Here is a 19,428-nt window from a genome sequence, read left to right on the forward strand (position 1 = left end):
GGCCATGTCCGCTCCGTTGAAAGGGCTCTGGGCACGCCCGCTCCTGCTGCTCTGGCTGCCGCCGCTGTTCTGGGCCGGGAACCTTGTCCTCGGCCGCGCGCTGGGGCCGAGCTTTCCACCGGTGTCGCTCGCCGTCGGGCGCTGGCTCGTGGCGCTGGCCTGCCTTGCGCCCTTCATCGGCCGGCAGGCCTGGCGGGAGCGGGCGCTGCTGCGGCAGCACCTTGCCCTCATCGTCGCCTGCGGCGCCTTCGGCATCGCCGGTTACAATGCGCTCGGCTACCTGGCGCTGCAGACGACCCCTGCCGCCAGCGTCGCCTTCCTGAACTCGACCTTGCCGCTAATGGTGCCGCTGGCGGCCTTCGCGCTCGGGGTCGAGCGCGTCTCCGGCCGCACCCTCGCCGGCATCGCGGTCTCCTTCGCCGGCGTGGTCTGGATCGTCTCGCGCGGCGACCTGCAGCAGCTCGCGGGATTGCGGGCCGATGGCGGCGAGCTGCTCGTGCTGATCGCCGTCGCGAACTACGCGGTCTATTCGATCCTGCTGCGGCGCAAGCCGGCAGCATTGAGCCCGCTCGTCTTCCTGGCTGCCACGATGGCGGCAGGCCTGCTGGTCCTGGCACCATTCTGGGCCTTCGAGCTGGTGCAAGGCGCGCGCATTCCGACAGATGCCGGCTCGGTCGCAGCCGTGCTCTATATCGGGGTCTTCGCTTCGCTCCTCGCCTTCATCCTCTGGGGGCATTGCGTGGCGACGCTCGGGCCGAGCGTCACCGGCGTCTCGTTCCATCTGGTGGCGCTGTTCACGGCGCTGCTCGCGGTCGCGGTGCTGGGAGAGCCGGTCCGCGGCTTCCACCTCGTCGGCATGGCGCTGATCCTTGCCGGGTTCTTCATTGCGACCGGGAGCCGGGCGGGCTCTCGGCTGCGGCCAGCGCAGCAACCCGGCGCGTCCCGGCTCTGAGAAGACAATGGATACGATCGAGATCCTGCGCAGGCTCGTCGCCTTCGACACGACCTCGCACCGCTCCAACCTCGATCTGGTTCATTGGGCCGCCGATTATCTCGAGCAGGCTGGGGCGCGGGTCCGCCTGACGCGCGACGCCTCCGGCGAGAAGGCCAATATCCTGGCGACGATCGGGCCCGATCAGCCGGGTGGCATCGTCCTCTCCGGGCATACCGATGTCGTCCCGGTCGACGATCAGGACTGGGCGAGCGATCCGTTCGTGCTCGCCAGCCGGGATGGGCGTCTGCATGGCCGCGGCGCCGTCGACATGAAGGGTTTCGTCGCGGCCTGCCTTGCGGCCGTTCCGGGCTGGCACGCCCGCGAGCTGCGCCGGCCGATCCATCTGGCCCTGTCCTACGACGAGGAGATCGGCTGCTTGGGTGTGCCGCTGCTGATCGCCGACATGCTGGCGCATTGCCCGCGTCCGGCGCTCGCCATCATCGGCGAGCCGACGCAGATGCGCATCGGGCTCAGCCATCGCGGCTTCTATGGCTATCGCAGCGTCTTTCATGGCCGTGCCGCCCATTCGAGCAACCCGCGTCTCGGCGCCAGTGCGATCGCGCCGGCTGCGGCATTCGTCGGAGCTCTTTCAGGCCTAGGAAGGCAGGACGGTCAGACGGCGATAACTGTCAATGTCGGCAGGATCGCGGGCGGCAGCGCCATCAACATCGTTCCCGAATGCTGCGAGGTCGTCTGGGAGTTCCGGCCGCCCGACGAGGCTGCCGCCGGCGCCCTGCTCGCCGAGGTGAAGGATTTCGTGGCGGGATTACCTCCTGGTGTGAGTGTCGAGACGACACCGCTGGCGTCCGTGCTGCCGCTCGATTGTGCGGCCGACAGCCCGGCAGTCGCGGCGGTGCGCGGATTTGGTGGCGTGTGGCCGCCGATCGCGATGCCGTTCGGGACCGAGGCCGGCTTCTTCCAGCAGGCCGGTATCCCGGCTCTGGTCTGCGGCCCCGGCTCGATTGCGCAGGCGCATCAGCCGGACGAATGGATCGCGCGCGCCGGGCTGGAGGCAGCGGATCGATTTCTCGCTCGCATCGGCGGTTGGGCGGCAGGCGAGCGTTGAGACTGGCTTTCCGGGTGTGGCCTGTGCTTTTTGTCTCTATTGTTCCCTAAAAAGAGTTATATAAGAATAATTGGGATCAATAGGGATTTTTCGATGAATGTATTCCATACCGTCGAGCAGGTCGCGGAGCGCCTCGGACTGCATCCGAAGACCGTGCTCCGCTTCATTCGTGAAGGCCGGCTTCGCGCGACCCGGGTCGGCAAGTCCTATCGCATCATCGCCTCCGATCTGGACGCCTTTGCCGGCGTGGACACGTCTGCCGCGAAGCACTCCGTTCGCGTGACGTCGATCCTGGAAGTGGGCGATCTCGATCTCGACCGGGCGCAGACAATCGCGACCTTCCTGAGCACGGCGATCATGAGCACGCAGGCAAGGCCGAATCCGATCCAGCTGACGACCGCGTTCGACGACGCGGCCAGACTTTTGAAGGTCGTCATCATCGGCACGCCGGCCGATACCGCCCAGCTGCTCCAGCTCACCCAGATCCAGCTGGAAAATCTGCGATGACGACGCAAGCCTTCCGCTCGGCCGAGGGAGCCGAGACCGTGCGGCGTCTCTATCGCAAGGTGCTGGACGGCTGGCCGGTGCCGGCCTGCGAATTGCGCCTGCCCACGCACCAGGGCGAGACCTTCGTGCTGGCGTTCGGCCGGGAGGATGGGCCGCCCGTCGTCCTTCTCCACGGCGCGCAGGCCAATGCCGCGGCCTGGATTCTCGATGCGATGCCCTGGGCCGAGCATTTCAGGCTCTATGCCGTCGACATGATCGGGGAGGCAGGCTTCAGCGCACCTGTTCGCCCGCCGCTGGCTTCGGACGCGCACGCGCTCTGGCTCGACGACGTCATGTCCGGGCTCGGCCTGTCGCGGGCGGCGGTGGTCGGCGTCTCGCTCGGCGGCTGGCTGGCGCTGGACTATGCCAACCGCCGGCCGGATTTCGTCGAGCGCCTCGCTCTGATCTGCCCGGCCGGGATCGGCCGGCAGAAGAACTTCCTGCTGCGGGCGGCGCCCCTGCTGCTCCTCGGCTCATGGGGAAAGCGCCGAATGCGCGAGCTCGTCCTCGGACCCGCGCTGAGCGAGCCGCCTGAGGACCTGAAGCCCGTCATCGCCCTGATGGAAGCGATCGGGCGCTCGATTCGGCTTCGCCTCGGGATGATACCCCGCTTGAGCGACGCCGAGCTGGCAAGGCTGAAGATGCCCATTCTGGCGATCATGGGCGGGCGGGATGTACTGATCAATTCGGACGAGACCCGCCGCCGGCTGCAGGCGTTCGCGCCGCATGCCGAGATCGACTTCCTGCCCCAGGCCCGGCATTTCATCCCGGGGCAGTCGGAGCCAGTCTTGCGTTTCCTCGCTGATAGGCAGGCTCGCCATGGATAGCGCGATGCTGGAGATTGCGGGGCGCCGTGTCCTGATCTGCGCCTCGGCCGGAACAGTGCTGGCCAAGCCGGGCGACGCCAACGACTTCCTGGCGGAGGCCTGGGCGCAGGAGGCCGACATGCTCGCCATTCCGTCCGAGCGCCTCGGCGAGGATTTTTTCGACCTGCGGAGCGGCCTTGCCGGCGAGGTCGGCCAGAAATTCGCGAACTATCGGATGCCGCTTGCGATCATCGGCGACCTTGCGCAATGGACCGCCAGGAGCTGCGCCTTTCGCGACTATGTTCGCGAAGCCAATGCGGGAAGCAGCCTCTGGTTCGTGGCCGACTGCGCCGAGCTGGTCGCGAAGGTCTCTGCCCGACGCAACTGATCCCGGCGCAGTCCGGGGGCGATGGCGCGCGGCGCTACAGCGCCCGCGCCATTTCCCTCAGCTTGAATTTCTGGATCTTCCCCGTCGAGGTCTTGGGCACCTCGACGAAGACCACGGTCCGCGGGCATTTGAACGAGGCGAGCAGCGTCTTGCACCAGGCGATGATCTCGTCCTGCGTGGCTGATTGCCCCGGCTTCAATTCGACGAAGGCGCAGGGCGTCTCGCCCCATTTCTCGTCCGGGCGGGCGACGACGGCGGCGGCCTGCACCGCCGGGTGCTTGTAGAGCGCATCCTCGACCTCGATCGATGAGATGTTCTCGCCACCGGAGATGATGATGTCCTTGGAGCGGTCCTTGAGCTGAATGTAGCCGTCGGGATGCATCACGCCGAGATCGCCGGAATGGAACCAGCCGCCGGCGAAGGCTGCTTTGGTCGATTTCGGGTTCTTGAGATAGCCCTTCATCACGACATTGCCGCGGAACATCACCTCGCCGAGGCTCGTGCCGTCGCGCGGCACGCGCTCCATCGTTTCGGGATCGAGCACGTCGAGCCCTTCCAGCGCCGGATAGCGTACCCCCTGGCGCGCCTTCAACGCCGCCTGCTCGCCGCCGGGCAGGGCATCCCAGGCGCCGTTCCACTCGTTGACCACGGCGGGGCCGTAGACCTCGGTCAAACCGTAGAGATGGACGACGTTGAAGCCGGCCTGCGCCATGCCGGCGAGCACGGCCTCCGGCGGGGGCGCGGCGGCGGTGAAGAAATTGACCTTCTGGGGGAAGCTGCGGCGCTCGGCATCGGGCGCGTTGAGCAGCGTCGACATGACGATCGGCGCGCCGCACATATGGCTGACGCCATGGTCGGCGAGGGCGTCATACATGGCCTTGGCCCGAACCTGACGCAGGCAGACATGGGTGCCGGCGAGCAGCGAGATCGTCCAGGGGAAGCACCAGCCGTTGCAGTGGAACATCGGCAGGGTCCAGAGATAGACCGGGTGCCGACCCATGCCGCCGGTGAGCACGTTGGAGGTCGCCAGCAGGTTCGCACCGCGATGATGGTAGACCACGCCCTTGGGATCGCCCGTCGTGCCCGAGGTGTAGTTAAGTGCGATCGCATCCCATTCGTCCGACGGCATGACCCAGTCGAAATCGGGATCGCCCTGCGCGAGGAAATCCTCGTATTCGACGCTGCCGAGGCGCTCGCCCGGGCCGTCATAGACCGGGTCGTCATAGTCAATGACCAGTGGCTTCACCTTGCAGAGCGCCAGCGCCTCCTTGACCGTCTTCGAGAACTCGCGGTCGGCGATCAGCACCTTGGCCTCGCCATGGTCGAGCGAGAAGGCGATGATCGCGGCGTCGAGGCGGGTGTTGAGCGTGTTGAGGACGGCGCCGCACATCGGCACGCCGTAATGGCATTCGAGCATGGCCGGGGTATTGGGCAGCATCGCCGCGACCGTGTCGTTCTTGCCGATGCCGTGCTGTTTCAGCGCCGAGGCGAGCCGGCGGGTGCGGGCGTAGAGCTCGGCGTAAGATCGCTTCAGCGGGCCGTGGATGACGGCGACATGGTTTGGGAAGACGCTGGCGGCGCGCTCCAGGAAGGGCAGCGGCGAGAGCGGCTGGAAGTTCGCCGGGTTGCGGTCGAGGTCGGTGTCGTAGGGTGAGAGCGGCATGGCGTTCGGCGTTCCCGGCGGTTGTTGCCGGACAGCCTAGAAGCGCGCTTCGCCTCCCGCAATCAGCCGAAGAGCGGACGCAGGCCGTCGAAGACCAGTTTCAGGCCGACCGCGATCAGCAGCCAGTAGATGATGGTGTAGAAGCGCTCGGCCGGGACGCGCCTGACCAGCCAGACGCCGGCCATGGTCGAGAGGATCGCCACCGGGGCCAGCGCCGCCGAGGCCAGCAGGTTCTGGTGGCTGAACTGGCCGAGGATGAAATAGGGCAGCACCTTGATCCAGTTCATCAGCGCGAAGAACAGCGCGCCGGTGCCGACGAAGACGGCCGGCGGCAAGCGCTGCGGCATCACATAGATCTGGAAGGGCGGGCCGCCGGCATGGGCGATCATGCTGGTGAAGCCGCAGATCGCGCCCCAGACCGTGCCGGCCGCGTAGTTCGCCTTCGTTACCGGCTGGGCCACCGTCTTGCCGGCGAGGAGGCGGCGCAGGGCGAAGCCGATCGAAATCACCCCGACGGCGAGGCCGACGACGGCGTCGGAGACCTTCGCCGCCAGGAGATAGCCGGCGAGCACGCCGAGCAGCATGCCGGGGATGAGGGTCGCGAGGTTCCGGCGGTCGAAGTCGCGGCGATAGGACCAGACCGAGACGACGTCCTGGATGATGAGGATCGGCAGCATGATCGCCGCCGCCTGCACCGGCGAGACGATCAGCGCCATCAGCGGCAGCGAGAGCAGGCTCAGGCCCGCGAAGCCGCCCTTGGACAGCCCCATCAGGATGACGGCCGGGACCATGACGGCGAAGAAGGTGAGGTCGAAGGTCATGGCCTCGGGGATGCGCGGGATGTGCAGCGCAGCCCATCCGGTTGCGCTGAAAGTCTGAGATCGCGGTGCTTGCACGCAAGCGGCGGACATGGGCACGATCCCGCGCCAAATCCGGCCCGCAGACGGCCAGCCCTGAGTTCAGCTCTAGGCCCAATACCAGGCGAAGAGGAACGCTTTTCATGACTGCCAGCCATGCAAGCCGCTATGCTGAGACCTATGCCGCCTGGCAGCGGGATCCTGAAGCTTACTGGGCCGAGATCGCCAAGGGGATCGAGTGGATCAAGCCGCCGCAGCAGATCTTCGATGCGGAGGCCGGCATCTATGGCCGCTGGTTTCCGGATGCGAGCTGCAATACCTGCTTCAACGCGCTCGATCGGCATGTCCGCGACGGAAGGGCCGAGCAGACGGCCCTGATCTATGACAGCCCGGTCACCGGCACCAAGGCGAGCTTCACCTATGCGCAGATGCTCGACGAGGTTTCGACCCTCGCGGCCGTGCTGCAGGACCAGGGCGTCGGCAAGGGCGACCGCGTCATCCTCTACATGCCGATGATCCCGGAAGCCGCCTTCGCGATGCTGGCCTGCGCGCGGATCGGCGCGGTGCATTCGGTGGTGTTCGGCGGCTTTGCGGCTAAGGAACTGGCGACCCGGATCGACGACGCCACGCCGAAGTTGATCATGACCGCGACCTGCGGCATCGAGCCGACGCGCGTGGTCGAATACAAGCCGCTGCTCGACGCCGCGATCGATCTCGCCAAGCACAAGCCCGATGCCTGCATCGTGCTGCAGCGGCCGCAGGTCGATGCCTCCATGCATGTCAGCCGCGACAAGAACTGGCGCACGCTCGTCGCCGCCGCGCGCGCAAACCGGCGCAAGGCCGAGTGCGTCGAGGTCGCCGCGACCGACCCGCTCTATGTGCTCTACACCTCCGGCACGACGGGGCGGCCCAAGGGCGTGGTGCGCGACAATGGCGGGCACATGGTCATGCTGATCGCCACCATGACGCAGCTCTACGACGTCCGGCCCGGCGAGGTGATGTTCACCGCCTCCGATGTCGGCTGGGTTGTCGGCCACAGCTACATCGTCTACGGCCCGCTGATCCAGGGCGCGACCTCGATCCTCTACGAGGGCAAGCCGGTCGGCACGCCCGATCCCGGCGCCTATTGGCGGGTGATCGCCGAGCACAAGGCGGTGGCGATGTTCACCGCGCCGACCGCCTTCCGGGCGATCCGCAAGGAAGACCCGCAGGCGACCTATCTCAAGAATTACGATCTCTCGCAGTTCCGCACGCTCTTCCTCGCCGGCGAGCGGGCCGATCCCGATACGCTGAAATGGGCCGAGGACGTGCTCAAGGTGCCGGTGGTCGACCATTGGTGGCAGACCGAGACCGGCGCCTGCATGGTCGGCAACCCGGTGGGCCTCGGCCTGCTGCCGATCAAGCACGGCTCGCCGAGCGTGCCGCTGCCGGGCTACGACATCCAGTGCCTCGACGAGGGCGGCAGGCCGGTGCCGGCCGGGACGATGGGCGCGATCGTCGCCAAGCTGCCGCTGCCGCCCGGCGCGCTGCCGACGCTGTGGCACGACGATGACCGCTTCCGCAGCGCCTATCTCGAGACCTATCCCGGCTTCTACAACACCTCGGATGCCGGTTTCATCGACGAGGACGGCTATGTCTTCATCATGGGCCGGACCGACGACATCATCAATGTCGCCGGCCACCGGCTCTCGACAGGGGGCATGGAGGAGGTGCTGGCCTCGCACCCGGCCGTTGCCGAATGCGCCGTGGTCGGGGTCAAGGACGCGCTCAAGGGCGAGCAGCCCTGCGGTTTCGTCGTGATGAAGGCCGGGGTGACGCAATCGCCGGCCGAGGTCGAGAAGGAGCTGGTCGGGCTGGTGCGCGACAGAATAGGCCCCGTCGCCGCCTTCAAGCTGGCGATCACTGTGGCGCGGCTGCCGAAGACGCGCTCGGGCAAGATCCTGCGCGCCACGATGAAGAAGATCGCCGACGGCGAGGACTACGCCATGCCGGCGACGATCGAGGACCCGGCCGTGCTGGGCGAGATCGGCACCGCGCTGAAGGGCAGGGGGCTGGGCTGACTTAGAATCCCACCGCGGCGCCGTTCCAGCGCAATAGTCGCGCCGGCAATTCCAGCCGCATCAGGTCCTCGCCGACGATCAGCGGCCCGGCATAGCCGCCAGCCCGGATCTCGGCGAAGAGCGCCGCAGTATCGGCTCCCGGCGGGACGAGATGGGTCAGCGCCAGCGTCTTGACGCCAGCGCGTCTCGTCAGGCCGGCCACCACCGCCGGCGTCATGTGATAGCTCTGGACCGAGGCGACCGTCTGCGCCGAGCGCACGCCGGCGGTGACCGGCATCTGGCTTTCGATGAAGACCTCGCAGACCAGCAGGTCGCAGCCCTGAGCGGCCTGTTCGAGCGAGGGCGTCAGGCGGGTATCGCCCGAGAAGACGATGCGGCTGCCATTGGCTGAGAGGATGAGCCCGAAGGCGGGCTCGACCGGCTTGTGGTCGACGAGGAAGGCTTCGATGCGGAGAGCGCCGAGCCCGGCGATCGGGCCTTCGCGCAGCTCTTCGAACAGAACCTCCAGGCCGGTCGCATCCGGGCGCTTCTCGAAGGCGATGCGCAAGGCGCGCTCGCGGGCGAAGGCTTCGTATTGGCCGCGCATATTGGCGAGGGCCGGCGCAGGCGCGAGCACGCGCCAGGGGCGGTTGCGGCCCTGATGCCAGGACGAGACGACGAGCTGGTAGAAATCGACCAGATGGTCGGAGTGCTCATGGGTGACGATGAGCGCGTCGATCTGCGCCCCGGCATGGCCGGCGGCGACGAGGCGCTGGCTGACGCCGGAACCGCAATCGATGAGCAGCTTGCTGCCGCCGGCCTCGGCGAGATGGGCGGGGCCGGCGCGGCGCAGGCTGACGGGCGGCGCGCCGCTGCCCAGGACGGTGAAGGCGAGGTCCGTTGTCATCGTCGCTCGCCTCCAGCCATGCTTTCGACCAGTTGGGCTCAGTAGCCGCCGTCGTCGTCCTCGTCGGCCGGGCGCTTGAGCTGCTTCAGCTTGGCGAAGACCGAATCGACGTCGATCTTCTCCTCGTCCTGCCGCTTGGGCCGGCTCATGTCGGCGAAGGGCTGCGAGGACGGCGCCGGCTCCGGCGCAGTGGTCTCCTCGGCCGGGAGCAGGGTCGAGCCGGTATCCTGCAAGACCATGGCCGGGCGCTCCTTGGCGGCGCGGGCCACCTCGAAGTCGAGGTCGATCTGCGAGGTCAGGCCGAGGCTGACCGGGTCGATCGGCTGCAGCTGCTGGGTGTTCCAGTGCGTGCGGTCTCGAATCTGGGCGATCGTCGTCTTGGTCGTGCCGATCAGGCGGATGATCTGCGCGTCCTTGAGCTCGGGGTGGTTGCGCAGCAGCCAGAGGATCGCATTCGGGCGGTCCTGGCGCTTCGAGACCGGGGTATAGCGCGGGCCCTTGGTGCGCTTGATCTCCGGCACCTTGACCTTGCGCTCGGCCAGCTTGAGCTGGTGCGACGGGTTCTTGGCGGCGCGCTCGAGCTCCTCGCGGGTAAGCTGGCCGGAGGTGATCGGGTCGAGGCCCTTGATGCCGGCCGCAACCTCGCCATCGGCGATGCCGCGCACCTCGAGCGGGTGCAGTTTGCAGAACTCGGCGATCTGCTCGAAGGTCAGCGAGGTGTTCTCGACCAGCCAGACCGCAGTGGCCTTGGGCATCAGCGGCGTTTGTGACACGGGCCGTCTCCTGGAATGTCGCGGGCAATAGCTCTCAGGCGCCGACCGGCCGCCCGGCCGGTCATCCAAATCATCGACGATGAGCAGGATGGGCCGCCTTATAGGCAAAGCCGGGAAGGCTGTCCAATCAATCCGAAGGATCAGATCGTCAGCACGATCTTGCCGATGTGGGCGTTGCTCTCCATCAGCGCGTGCGCTTGTGCCGCTTGCGCCAGCGGGAAGCGGGCATGGATCACCGGCTTGCAGCGCCCCTCGGTCAATAGCGGCCAGACCTTCTCCTCGAGCTCGCGTGCGATTCCCGCCTTCTCGGCGATCGTGCGCGGGCGCAGGGTCGAGCCGGTATGGGTCAGCCGCTTCAGCATCAGGCGGCTGAAATTGACCTCGGCCTTCGGGCCGTTGAGGAAGGCGATCTGGACGATGCGGCCGCTCTCGGCAGCGGCCTCGTAATTGCGGTTGATGTAGTCGCCGCCGACCATGTCGAGGATCAGGTCGACGCCGCGCCCGCCGGTCGCGGTCTTGGCCGCGGCGACGAAATCCTCGGTGCGGTAGTTGACGGCGTGGTCGGCGCCGAGCTCGCGGCAGGCGGCGCATTTGTCATCTGATCCGGCGGTTGCCAGCACGGTCGCGCCAAAAGCCTTGGCGAGCTGGATCGCGGTGGTGCCGATGCCCGAGGTGCCGCCATGCACCATGAAGCTCTCGCCCTTTTTCAGGCCGCCGCGCTGGAAGACATTGGTCCAGACGGTGAAAAAGGTCTCGGGGAGCGCGCCGGCCTCCTCAAGCGACAGTCCGGACGGGATCGGCAGGGCGTTGTCTTCATGAACCACGGCATATTGCGCATAGCCACCGCCGGCGACGAGGGCGCAGACCTGATCGCCGACCTCATAGCGCGAGACGCCCTCGCCAAGCGCGACGATGCGGCCGGCGAATTCGAGGCCGGGAATGTCGGAAGCGCCTGGCGGGGGAGCGTACCCGCCCATGCGCTGCAAGACGTCGGGCCGGTTGACGCCGGCGACCGCGACATGGGCCAGGAGTTGGCCGGGGCCGGGCTGCGGCACCGGACGCTGCTGGGGTTTCAGCACATCCGGGCCGCCGGGGGCCTCGAAGCCGATGGCGGTCATGGTCTGGGGCAGGGCAGTCATGGGCGTCTCCTCGCCTGTGGTGCTGGCGTTGTGCTGCGATTAAGCTCGCACGTCCGGAGGATGCAAGGCGAGGCTATGATGGCTGGATTTCTCGACGACGACCGCCCGGCACCGAAGCGGGCCCATGAGATCGGGCAGGATCTGTCTCAGCTCTCGGTTGCCGAACTCAGCGAACGGATCGTGCTGCTGGAAGCGGAGATCGAACGCTTGAAGGAAGCCCGTGAGAAGAAGTCGGCCTCACGCTCGGCTGCCGACGCCTTTTTCAAGAAGGCCTGAGGCGACATCGCGGCCGTCAACAGGTGTCGCGGGTGCCGCGGCAATTTTGGAACGACTGAGTCCTTCCCGCCACGCGACAAGATGCGCCAGTAGATGAACGGATATTCATCTTCGCATTGCGGGCCGATGCGCCTATCCTGAGGCCGTGGACAGAAGGCGGCCGAATGCCGCCCGCCCGCGCCGACGCAACGTCTCGGCCGGGGCCGCTTCCGACAATGACAGCAGGTGGAAACGAGGCCGAGCGACAGCGGGACGCTGTCCGCGGCTGCACGCCTGCTCCTGAGATAGGAGACAAGACGATGCGCTTCATCGCGCTCGCCATGGCCTTGCTCGCGGTCACGCCGGCCATCGCCGTAGAGGATACCGCCCGGATCGGGCTGCGCGAGGACGGCGGCAAGCCGCTCGCCGCCTTCCAGTTCCGCTGGCCGCAGACCGTCGTGATCATGCAGGCGCCGGTCACCCTGCTCGGCGGCCACAGTATCGAGATCAGGCGCGAGATCGCCCCCAGTGTCAGCCTCGGCGGCACCTATCGCTATTCGCTCGGCGAGCGTTTCCTCAGCGAGCGCTTCGGCCTGAAGCTGACGGTGACGCGCTGACGAAATCGACTGCGTCAGGATCGTTCGAATTTGTCGCATTTTCGGGCGGCGTTAACGGCCGCTTAACGATTCCAAAGTATGAATCGCATCATCCAGTTTGTCTGGATGTCGAGTGGCTCCTGCCCACTCTGTTTGACGCCTCCCTGTTGACCTTCGAGCCGCCTTCGGGGCGGCTCTTTTTTTGGTCTGGTGCCCGGTTCATCCGCCCGAGCGGGGCGTCGCCGGAGCGGACCATCGCACCGTTAACCTTAACGACACGTTACCACGGCGCCGACAAGCTCATGGCGTTATCCTTGCGATGTCCCGGCCAGTTCGGCGTCGCGTCTCTCGATCGCACGCCGCTGTACCGATTGGAGACATGGGATGACCGATCTGACGATGCTGAGGCCCGAGGCCGAGGACGGCGCGATCTCGTTCGCGCGCGGCTTCGTCAAGTCGGACGCGTTCATGCAGCTGTTCCGCGAGGGGATGGGGCTGGTCGAGGCGACCGCTTCCTATCTCGACGGGGACGGCCGAGCCGAATCGGCGGCGCTACCGCGCGAGGTCTCGCTGACCTATGCGACGGAGAGCATGCGCCTGACGACGCGGCTGATGCAGATCGCCTCCTGGCTGCTGGTTCAGCGCGCCGTCGCCGAGGGCGAGATGAGCGCCGAGCAGGCGCGCAACGAGCACAACAAGGTCCGCATCGCCGAGCCGATGCTGCAGCCGACGAGCGTCGAGGCGGCGCGCCTGCCGCAGCGCCTGCGCGACCTGATCGGCCACTCGATCCGCCTGCAGGAACGCATCCGCAATCTCGACGCGCAGATGTCGGGCGCTATCCGGCCCGCCGCGGCGAATCCGGTGCGAGGCCAGATCGAGAGCCTGCAGGCCCGGCTCGGCCTGCTGCGCTGATCGACTTGGCGCGATGCTCGGGCCTGGCGCGAGCATCTCAGGCCGAATGAGGCTCTCAAAGCGCCTCTTCGTCATGAGATTCTCGGGTCTGCGCTTCGCTTCGCCCGAGAATGACGAGAAGCCCGACCGCGGCGTATCGTCGCCACCAATGCAAAAAGCCCGGCCGCGAGGCCGGGCTTTTCTGTCGTGCTCGCAGGCCCGAAAGGGCCGCGAAACCCAAGAATTACTTCTTGCCGAGGGCGCCCAGCGCGCCGAAACGCGAGTTGAAGCGCGAGACGCGGCCGCCGCGGTCCAGCATGTGCTGGGTGCCGCCGGTCCAGGCCGGGTGGGTCTTCGGGTCGATGTCGAGGTTGAGGGTGTCACCCTCCTTGCCCAGCGTCGAACGCGTGAAGTATTCGGTGCCATCGGTCATGACGACCTTGATGGTGTGGTAGTCGGGATGAATGCCGGTCTTCATGGCGAAATCCTCAATTCGAAAAGCGGGTGGCCGGAACTGGGCGCACATCGCCGGCTCTTCGAACAATTCGTATGAGCCTGTCGTGAAGTCGGGTGCCCATAGCGCAGCCGCGGCGGCGGTGCAAGCTTTTCAGGACGAGTGAGCGTGGCAAACGAGAACAAAGAAGACCAAAAGGCGCGGCCGGATTTCACGGCACTGCGCTCGTTCTGGCCCTATGCTATGGCCCAGAAGCAGCGGATCGCCTTCGCGCTCGTCGCCCTTATCGTTGCTTCGCTCGCGACGCTGGCGCTGCCGATGGCGGTCAGGCGCGTCATCGATGTCGGCTTCTCCGGCGGCGAGCAGCAGCTGGCCAACTCCTATTTCGCCCTGCTGATCGGCGTCGTCGCCGTGCTGGCGCTGGCGAGCTCGTTCCGCTTCTACCTGGTGATGACGGTCGGCGAGCGCGTCGTCTCGCAATTGCGGGCCGACGTCTTCGCGCATCTGACCAAGCTCGAGCCCGCCTTCTTCGATGCCAGCCGGGCCGGGGACCTGGTCTCGCGCCTGACCGCCGACACCACCCAGATCAAGTCGACCTTCGCCTCGACCGCCTCGATCGCGCTGCGCAACGGCATCATGTTCCTCGGCGCGCTGGCGCTGATGATCGCGACCAGCCCGCAGCTCTCGGCGATCGTGATCGGCGCGATCCCGCTGGTCGTGCTGCCGCTGGTCTTCTCCGGCCGCAGCGTCCGCAAGCGCGCCCGCGCGGCGCAGGACCGGCTCGCCGACGCCTCCGCCTTCGCCTCCGAGGCGATCGGCGCGATCCGGACGATGCAATCCTTCGGTGCGGAGCGCGCGACGGCAGCGCGCTTCCAGGGCGCCTCGGACGGCGCCTATGACGCCTCGCGCGATGCGACGCGCTCGCGCGCCTGGCTCTCCGGCATCGCGATCTTCCTGGTCTCGGCCAGCGTCGTGCTGGTGCTCTGGGTCGGCGCGACCGAGGTTTTCGCCGGGCGGATGAGCGGCGGACGCCTGTCGCAATTCGTGCTCTACGCGGTGCTGGCGGCAAGCTCGCTCGGCCAGCTATCCGAGGTCTATGGCGACATCTCGGCGGCGGCCGGCGCCGCCGGACGGCTCGGTGAGATCCTCGCGACGAAACCGGCGATCGCCGCGCCGCCGCATCCGAAGGCGCTGCCGACACCGCCGGTCGGCGCGCTCGCCTTCGAGGGCGTCTCCTTCCGCTATCCCGGGCGAAGCAATCTCGCGCTCGCCGATCTCGACCTTGCGATCAGACCGGGCGAGCGGGTCGCGCTGGTCGGCCCGTCAGGCGCCGGCAAGAGCACGGTGCTGCAATTGGCGCTGCGCTTCTACGACCCCTTCGCCGGGCGTGTCGTCGTCGACGGCGTCGCCGGGCCGGAGGCCGATCCGACCGAGTGGCGCAGCCGCTTCGCGCTGGTGCCGCAGGAGCCGACCGTGTTCGGCGTTTCGGTCGCCGACAACATCGCCTATGGCCGCCCCGGGGCGAGCCGCGCGCAGATCGAGGACGCTGCTCAGCTCGCCGCCGCCGACGGCTTCATCCGGGCTCTGCCCGATGGCTACGACACCATCATCGGCGAGCGCGGCGTCACCTTGTCGGGCGGCCAGCGCCAGCGCCTCGCCATCGCCCGGGCCGTGCTGAAGGACGCGCCGATCCTGCTGCTGGACGAAGCGACCTCAGCGCTCGATTCGGAGAGCGAGCGCGCCGTGCAGGACGCGCTCGACCGGTTGATGCAGGGGCGGACCACGCTGGTCGTCGCGCACCGCCTTGCCACCATTCTCTCCGCCGACCGCATCCTGGTGATGGAGGACGGCCGGGTGGTCGAGGAGGGCACCCACGCCGCCCTGGTCGCCAAGGGCGGGCTCTATGCGCGCCTCGCGGCGCTGCAGTTCGGGCTGGAGGCGGCGTAGGCTCATCTCCCCGGGGATGCCGCTGCGAAACGCGGCTCGCATGTGCTCCTCCCTTCCCCCCTGTGGGGAGGGAAGGGGATGGGGGGTGGGGGGCGAGCGACTGAGCGAGCGGAGACTTGTAGAAGCGGATCGGCCTGGTTTGCGGCGAATTCGCTCCGACTTTCCCCCCACCCCTGCCCCTCCCCGCAAGGGTAGGGGTTCTCTGCGCCTCTCCCGGTTTCGCAGAGGAATCCACGAGGGCTTAAAGCAGATTTCAACCTGACGAACCCGTCATTACGAGGAGCAAAGCGACGAACCAATCTAGAAGGACTGGGTGGTACGCGTCAGCTCAATCCTCCTGGATCGCTTCGCTGCGCTCGCAATGACTGACAAGGCTTTAGGCCGGGACGTAGGTCAACCTGATCACGTCCTTGCCGATCCGATCGTCGGCGACGAGGCGGAGCTGCGGACGTGGGCCGGCGAAGAACGGCATGCCGCGCCCGAGCACGATCGGGTGGAGATAGAGCCGATACTCGTCGATGAGACCCGCGTCGGTGAGGCTCTGCGCCAGTTCCGGCCCGGAAACGCTGATCTCCCCAGTGAGTCGGGTTTTCAGGCCACGGACTACGGTTTCGACGTCTTCGGCAACGAGCGCGACATCCGGTCCGACCGACTTCAGCGAGCGTGACGCCACCCATTTTGGCAGGCGCCGCCAGGCCGCCGCGAATTCGCGCTGCTCCTTGGTCCATTCGGGGCGGTCTTCGTCCCAATAGCGCATGGTCTCGTACATGCGGCGGCCATACACGCTGCCGGCCAAACAGCGCACGTGCTCAGTCCAGTGGCGGAAAAGCGCGGTATCGGGCTCTGATGCCTGGAGGTCGACATAGCCGTCCAGCGACAGATTCATTCCGAAGACGAGCTTCGCCATGCTGCAAAATCTCCAGTGCAGCGTCAGGATAGCGCTAACGCTCCGCGGATGTGACAGGAGGCAAGATCAGCTGCCAGTGACGCCGACGCCCTCATCATGCAACCGTATTATTGCATGACAAGAGCCGACGTGCTAGCAACGTCCCATGGATCTCGACCTTCTGTTCCGGGCGCTGGCTGATCCGACGCGCCGGCGCATGCTGGACGAGCTCGCCGAGCGTGACGGCCAGACGCTGTTCGAATTGCATGTCCGCCTGGTCAGCTGGCACGGGGCGAGCCTGTCGCGGCAGGCGCTGTCGAAGCATCTGCAGGTGCTGGAGGAGGCCGGCCTGCTGCGAACCGAATGGCGCTGGCGCAGCAAGCATCATTTCTTGGAACGCTCGCCGCTGCGCCGGATGTGGGATGTCTGGATGCGGCCACTGGCCGAGCCGCCGGAGAAGGAGACGGGCGATGCCGATCAAGATCGTCGTGACGAGCGTGCTGGTCGATGACCAGGAGAAGGCGCTGCGCTTCTACCGCGACATTCTCGGCTTCGAGCTGAAGCACGACATCCCGATGGGCCAGCATCGCTGGCTCACCCTGACCTCAGCAGGCGATCCCGACGGCGTCGAGCTGCTGCTCGAGCCGGACGAGCATCCGGCGGCGAAGCCGTGGAAGACCGCGCTCGTCGCCGACGGCATCCCGGCGACCTCCTTCGGGGTCGAGGATGTCCATGCCGAGCACAAGAGGCTTTCTGCGCTCGGCGTCGCCTTCACCCAGCCGCCGGTCCATCTCGGCCCGGTCACGACAGCGGTGTTCGACGACACTTGCGGCAACCTGATCCAGATCGCCCAGCGGCATTGAGGCGCGCCGCCAGGAAAAGTTCTCTCACCGCTCGGTGATCTTGAACTCGATGCGGCGGTTGCGGCGCCAGGCGTCGTCATTGTTGGCGACGTCGAGGGGCTGGAACTCGCCGAAGCCGGTCGCTGCGATGCGGTCGGCGGGAATCCCCTTGCTGACCAGGTACTCGACCACGGCGACGGCGCGCGCCGTCGACAGGCTCCAGTTCGACGGGAATTGCGGCGAACGGATCGGCCGGTTGTCGGTGTGGCCATCGACGCGCAGGATCCAGGGAAGGTCCGGCGGCATCTCGCGGGCGAGATCGGCGATGATCGCTCCGAGCTTGTCGAGCTCGCCGCGACCTTCCGGCTTCAGCACGGCCTGGCCGGCATCGAAGAACACCTCGGACTGGAAAACGAAGCGGTCGCCGACGACACGGATGTCGGGCCTAGTGCCGAGCACCTGGCGCAGGCGGCCGAAGAAGTCGGAGCGGTAGCGTGCCAGCTCCTGCACGCGCTGGGCCAGCGCGACATTGAGGCGCGAGCCGAGTTCGGAGATGCGCGCCTGCGATTCCTTATCCTTGGCCTCGGAGGCGGCGATCGCCTCCTCCAGCGCGGCGAGCTGGCGGCGCATGGCGACGATCTGCTGGTTGACCAATTCGACGGTGGCTTGCGCCTTGGCGGAGAGCTGTTTTTCGGCGTCGAGCGCCTTCTGTGTGTCGGCCAACTGGCCCACAGCATTGTTGCTGGCGGCGCCGTCGAGCAGGCCCTGCACGCGGGTGCGCTCGGCCTGCTCGCTGGCGAGCGAAGACTGCAGCAAGGCGAGCGAATCCTTCGCCTCCTTGCCGGTCGCACGCTCGAGGGCGAGCAGGTCTGTGAGCTCGGAGATCTGGCGGTTGAGCCGATCGAGCACCGTGTCGCGGCCGGAGATCTCCTGCGACAGGAAGAACTGGCCGAGGACGAAGACCGAGAGCAGGAAGACGATGCCGATCAGCATCGTCGAGAGCGCGTCGACGAAGCCCGGCCAGAAATTGACCTCTTCCCGGCGATGCGAGCGCGACAGGGCCATGCTCAGCCTTTCCAGCGATCAGCGCCTGCGATGCCGCAGCACCATGGCAGGCTCATGACTCGCTCACCCGCTCGGCGGCGAGGCGCTCGATCAGGCGCTTCAGATCCTTTTCGCGCGCCGCCTGCGCCTCGACCCAGTCGCGGATCAGTTGCTGCTCGGAGCGCATGTGCTGCACGAGGCCCTGGATGCCCTCGGCCAGATTGGCCAGCGCCTGCGTCGCCGCGCGGTTGTTGGAGCCGTCCTGCATCGCGGCCTGGAGCTTGTCGAGGCGCTCGACCACGACATCGCCCGCCGGAGCCGGCCCCGTAAGCGGTATAGCCAAGGGGAGCGTCGCGGAATGCGCGGTGGCGGTGCCAAGATAGCCCTCGACCTCGTTGCGGAAGCGGCGCTGACTCTGGCCGACCTGCAGGTCGAGGAAGCCGAGGATCAGCGAGCCGGCGATGCCGAACAGCGAGGACGAGAAGGACAGGCCCATGCCGGCGAGCGGAGCGGCGAGGCCGGCCTTGAGCTCGTCGAAGAGCACGCCGGCCTCCGCGCCGGTGCGCAGGCTCTTGATGACGTTGCCGACCGAGGAGACGGTCTCGAGCAGGCCCCAGAAGGTGCCGAGCAGGCCAAGGAAGACGAGCAGTCCGGCGAGATAGCGCAGCACCTCGCGGCCGTCGTCGAGCCGAACCGCGACCGATTCGAGCAGGCTCGTCGCCTGGCTCGGAGCGAGGTTGCGCTGCTCCAGCGCCGGCAACACGGGGGCGAGCGGGCTGATCACCTGTGCCCGCCGCAGCGTCGCGCCGGCGGGGTCGGCGGCGAGGCGGGTCGCGGCGCGCGCCTCGCTGTCGACGCGCCAGAGCTCGCGCAGCGACAGGAGCACGCCGACCGCGAGCGCGCCGACGATCAGGCCGTTGAGGCCAGGATTAGTCATGAAGGCGGTGCGCAGACCGTCCTGCAGGATGAAGATCAGGAAGCCGATCAGCGCGAGGAAGACCAGCGCGCGGAGGACATAGCGCAGCGGGCGGGAGAAGCGGAACGTCTGCGGCCGACTGGGCGCCGTCGCTGGGGGCTCCAGCGGCGGGACCTCCGGGGCCGCCTCGTCATTGGCCATGCCTGCTCATCCGATCCGGTTTCGTCGCGGGGGCGACTGTCGCCTCCCGCCACGCCGGGATCAAGCAGGAAAGCGGCTTTTGCAGATCAAGTTCCTCAAGGCGATGACAATTCGCCGTCAGGCGAGGGTGAGTCAGGGCGATGCCGAGGACGAGATAGCTTCGGATCCGCTCTCGATCGGTTCGCTCGTCAGCCACCCCTCGACGGCGTTGCGCAGGT

Annotated in this window: 21 protein-coding genes; 12 read left to right on the plus strand and 9 right to left on the minus strand. The window is 67.3% G+C overall.

The genetic code is table 11. The features are described 5' to 3' along the window. Positions 1-4: 4 nt before the first annotated feature. The 5 genes from BMZ69_RS23265 (at position 5) to BMZ69_RS23285 (ending at position 3,800) form a co-directional block, all read left to right on the plus strand. Positions 5-952 carry a DMT family transporter gene (locus tag BMZ69_RS23265; protein WP_092161284.1) on the plus strand — a complete coding sequence of 316 codons (948 nt, stop codon included), beginning with the start codon at positions 5-7 and terminating at the stop codon, positions 950-952. Between the two features lie 7 nt (positions 953-959). Further along, on the plus strand, positions 960-2,060 hold the full coding sequence (gene argE / locus BMZ69_RS23270) for an acetylornithine deacetylase (protein WP_092161286.1): 1,101 nt from the start codon (positions 960-962) through the stop codon (positions 2,058-2,060). Positions 2,061-2,153: 93 nt separating this feature from the next. Next, entirely contained in the window at positions 2,154-2,567 is a 414-nt protein-coding gene (locus BMZ69_RS23275; protein ID WP_092161288.1) for a helix-turn-helix domain-containing protein, read from the plus strand. Next, positions 2,564-3,433: an alpha/beta fold hydrolase gene (locus BMZ69_RS23280; protein ID WP_092161290.1), complete on the plus strand. Its 870-nt coding sequence runs from the start codon at positions 2,564-2,566 to the stop codon at positions 3,431-3,433. Before BMZ69_RS23275 ends, BMZ69_RS23280 begins: the two co-directional genes overlap by 4 nt. Before the next feature lie 4 nt (positions 3,434-3,437). Continuing rightward, positions 3,438-3,800, plus strand: a complete 363-nt coding sequence (locus tag BMZ69_RS23285) for a DUF4180 domain-containing protein (RefSeq protein ID WP_092161291.1) — start codon at positions 3,438-3,440, stop codon at positions 3,798-3,800. Positions 3,801-3,834: 34 nt separating this feature from the next. Here the strand turns inward: BMZ69_RS23285 and BMZ69_RS23290 are convergent, their stop codons facing one another. Both BMZ69_RS23290 and BMZ69_RS23295 read right to left on the minus strand, forming a co-directional pair. Then, positions 3,835-5,463, minus strand: coding sequence for an acyl-CoA synthetase (locus tag BMZ69_RS23290; protein WP_092161294.1), 1,629 nt, complete (start codon positions 5,461-5,463; stop codon positions 3,835-3,837). Between the two features lie 62 nt (positions 5,464-5,525). Further along, positions 5,526-6,284, minus strand: a complete 759-nt coding sequence (locus BMZ69_RS23295; protein ID WP_092161296.1) for a sulfite exporter TauE/SafE family protein — start codon at positions 6,282-6,284, stop codon at positions 5,526-5,528. Between the two features lie 179 nt (positions 6,285-6,463). On the opposite strand from BMZ69_RS23295, the gene BMZ69_RS23300 reads away from it, so the two are divergent. Next, positions 6,464-8,380, plus strand: coding sequence for a propionyl-CoA synthetase (locus BMZ69_RS23300; protein WP_092161298.1), 1,917 nt, complete (start codon positions 6,464-6,466; stop codon positions 8,378-8,380). A gap of 1 nt (position 8,381) precedes the next feature. Here the strand turns inward: BMZ69_RS23300 and BMZ69_RS23305 are convergent, their stop codons facing one another. The 3 genes from BMZ69_RS23305 to BMZ69_RS23315 form a co-directional block, all read right to left on the minus strand. Next, the gene (locus tag BMZ69_RS23305; protein WP_092161300.1) at positions 8,382-9,266 is read right to left on the minus strand and encodes an MBL fold metallo-hydrolase; all 885 of its coding nucleotides are present in this window, start codon (positions 9,264-9,266) and stop codon (positions 8,382-8,384) included. Positions 9,267-9,304: 38 nt separating this feature from the next. Beyond that, the gene (locus BMZ69_RS23310; protein WP_092161303.1) at positions 9,305-10,039 is read right to left on the minus strand and encodes a DUF1013 domain-containing protein; all 735 of its coding nucleotides are present in this window, start codon (positions 10,037-10,039) and stop codon (positions 9,305-9,307) included. 140 nt (positions 10,040-10,179) lie between these two features. After that, positions 10,180-11,178 (minus strand): NAD(P)H-quinone oxidoreductase, encoded by a 999-nt coding sequence (locus BMZ69_RS23315; protein ID WP_092161305.1) that lies wholly within the window; start codon positions 11,176-11,178, stop codon positions 10,180-10,182. A 78-nt stretch (positions 11,179-11,256) separates the two neighbouring features. Between BMZ69_RS23315 and BMZ69_RS23320 the strand changes: the two genes are divergently transcribed. From BMZ69_RS23320 to BMZ69_RS23330, 3 genes are all read left to right on the plus strand, one after another. Continuing rightward, a complete protein-coding gene (locus tag BMZ69_RS23320; protein ID WP_092161348.1) occupies positions 11,257-11,454 on the plus strand; it encodes a DUF1192 domain-containing protein in 198 nt (65 codons plus the stop codon). Between the two features lie 299 nt (positions 11,455-11,753). Then, positions 11,754-12,050, plus strand: coding sequence for a hypothetical protein (locus BMZ69_RS23325; protein ID WP_092161322.1), 297 nt, complete (start codon positions 11,754-11,756; stop codon positions 12,048-12,050). Between the two features lie 363 nt (positions 12,051-12,413). Then, on the plus strand, positions 12,414-12,941 hold the full coding sequence (locus BMZ69_RS23330; RefSeq protein WP_175506940.1) for a protease adaptor protein RcdA: 528 nt from the start codon (positions 12,414-12,416) through the stop codon (positions 12,939-12,941). Between the two features lie 223 nt (positions 12,942-13,164). Here the strand turns inward: BMZ69_RS23330 and rpmE are convergent, their stop codons facing one another. Next, positions 13,165-13,398, minus strand: a complete 234-nt coding sequence (rpmE, locus tag BMZ69_RS23335; RefSeq protein ID WP_066471911.1) for a 50S ribosomal protein L31 — start codon at positions 13,396-13,398, stop codon at positions 13,165-13,167. Positions 13,399-13,542: 144 nt separating this feature from the next. On the opposite strand from rpmE, the gene BMZ69_RS23340 reads away from it, so the two are divergent. Next, positions 13,543-15,321 (plus strand): ABC transporter transmembrane domain-containing protein, encoded by a 1,779-nt coding sequence (locus BMZ69_RS23340; protein WP_244543497.1) that lies wholly within the window; start codon positions 13,543-13,545, stop codon positions 15,319-15,321. 376 nt (positions 15,322-15,697) lie between these two features. Here the strand turns inward: BMZ69_RS23340 and BMZ69_RS23345 are convergent, their stop codons facing one another. After that, complete coding sequence (locus BMZ69_RS23345; protein ID WP_092161324.1) at positions 15,698-16,228, minus strand: dihydrofolate reductase family protein; 531 nt, start codon at positions 16,226-16,228, stop codon at positions 15,698-15,700. A gap of 145 nt (positions 16,229-16,373) precedes the next feature. On the opposite strand from BMZ69_RS23345, the gene BMZ69_RS23350 reads away from it, so the two are divergent. Next, a complete protein-coding gene (locus tag BMZ69_RS23350) occupies positions 16,374-16,718 on the plus strand; it encodes an ArsR/SmtB family transcription factor (RefSeq protein ID WP_092161362.1) in 345 nt (114 codons plus the stop codon). Continuing rightward, the gene (locus BMZ69_RS23355; protein ID WP_280142127.1) at positions 16,678-17,070 is read left to right on the plus strand and encodes a VOC family protein; all 393 of its coding nucleotides are present in this window, start codon (positions 16,678-16,680) and stop codon (positions 17,068-17,070) included. The genes BMZ69_RS23350 and BMZ69_RS23355 overlap by 41 nt, the downstream gene beginning before the upstream one ends. Positions 17,071-17,094: 24 nt before the next feature. Here the strand turns inward: BMZ69_RS23355 and BMZ69_RS23360 are convergent, their stop codons facing one another. Continuing rightward, positions 17,095-18,114, minus strand: coding sequence for a peptidoglycan -binding protein (locus BMZ69_RS23360; protein ID WP_092161325.1), 1,020 nt, complete (start codon positions 18,112-18,114; stop codon positions 17,095-17,097). Positions 18,115-18,166: 52 nt separating this feature from the next. After that, a complete protein-coding gene (locus BMZ69_RS23365) occupies positions 18,167-19,210 on the minus strand; it encodes a hypothetical protein (protein WP_092161327.1) in 1,044 nt (347 codons plus the stop codon). Positions 19,211-19,428: the final 218 nt, after the last annotated feature.

The sequence above is a fragment of the Allobosea sp. CRIB-10 genome (assembly GCF_900112185.1).
Taxonomy (GTDB): Bacteria; Pseudomonadota; Alphaproteobacteria; order Rhizobiales; family Beijerinckiaceae; genus Allobosea.

Bases quoted from the DNA above. Each gene is read 5' to 3' on its own strand.
- BMZ69_RS23265 (WP_092161284.1), top strand. From the start codon at position 5: ATGTCCGCTCCGTTGAAAGGGCTCTGGGCACGCCCGCTCCTGCTGCTC.
- argE (WP_092161286.1), top strand. From the start codon at position 960: ATGGATACGATCGAGATCCTGCGCAGGCTCGTCGCCTTCGACACGACC.
- BMZ69_RS23275 (WP_092161288.1), top strand. From the start codon at position 2,154: ATGAATGTATTCCATACCGTCGAGCAGGTCGCGGAGCGCCTCGGACTG.
- BMZ69_RS23280 (WP_092161290.1), top strand. From the start codon at position 2,564: ATGACGACGCAAGCCTTCCGCTCGGCCGAGGGAGCCGAGACCGTGCGG.
- BMZ69_RS23285 (WP_092161291.1), top strand. From the start codon at position 3,438: ATGCTGGAGATTGCGGGGCGCCGTGTCCTGATCTGCGCCTCGGCCGGA.
- BMZ69_RS23290 (WP_092161294.1), bottom strand. From the start codon at position 5,463: ATGCCGCTCTCACCCTACGACACCGACCTCGACCGCAACCCGGCGAAC.
- BMZ69_RS23295 (WP_092161296.1), bottom strand. From the start codon at position 6,284: ATGACCTTCGACCTCACCTTCTTCGCCGTCATGGTCCCGGCCGTCATC.
- BMZ69_RS23300 (WP_092161298.1), top strand. From the start codon at position 6,464: ATGACTGCCAGCCATGCAAGCCGCTATGCTGAGACCTATGCCGCCTGG.
- BMZ69_RS23305 (WP_092161300.1), bottom strand. From the start codon at position 9,266: ATGACAACGGACCTCGCCTTCACCGTCCTGGGCAGCGGCGCGCCGCCC.
- BMZ69_RS23315 (WP_092161305.1), bottom strand. From the start codon at position 11,178: ATGACTGCCCTGCCCCAGACCATGACCGCCATCGGCTTCGAGGCCCCC.
- BMZ69_RS23320 (WP_092161348.1), top strand. From the start codon at position 11,257: ATGGCTGGATTTCTCGACGACGACCGCCCGGCACCGAAGCGGGCCCAT.
- BMZ69_RS23325 (WP_092161322.1), top strand. From the start codon at position 11,754: ATGCGCTTCATCGCGCTCGCCATGGCCTTGCTCGCGGTCACGCCGGCC.
- BMZ69_RS23330 (WP_175506940.1), top strand. From the start codon at position 12,414: ATGACCGATCTGACGATGCTGAGGCCCGAGGCCGAGGACGGCGCGATC.
- rpmE (WP_066471911.1), bottom strand. From the start codon at position 13,398: ATGAAGACCGGCATTCATCCCGACTACCACACCATCAAGGTCGTCATG.
- BMZ69_RS23345 (WP_092161324.1), bottom strand. From the start codon at position 16,228: ATGGCGAAGCTCGTCTTCGGAATGAATCTGTCGCTGGACGGCTATGTC.
- BMZ69_RS23350 (WP_092161362.1), top strand. From the start codon at position 16,374: ATGGATCTCGACCTTCTGTTCCGGGCGCTGGCTGATCCGACGCGCCGG.
- BMZ69_RS23355 (WP_280142127.1), top strand. From the start codon at position 16,678: ATGCCGATCAAGATCGTCGTGACGAGCGTGCTGGTCGATGACCAGGAG.
- BMZ69_RS23360 (WP_092161325.1), bottom strand. From the start codon at position 18,114: ATGGCCCTGTCGCGCTCGCATCGCCGGGAAGAGGTCAATTTCTGGCCG.
- BMZ69_RS23365 (WP_092161327.1), bottom strand. From the start codon at position 19,210: ATGGCCAATGACGAGGCGGCCCCGGAGGTCCCGCCGCTGGAGCCCCCA.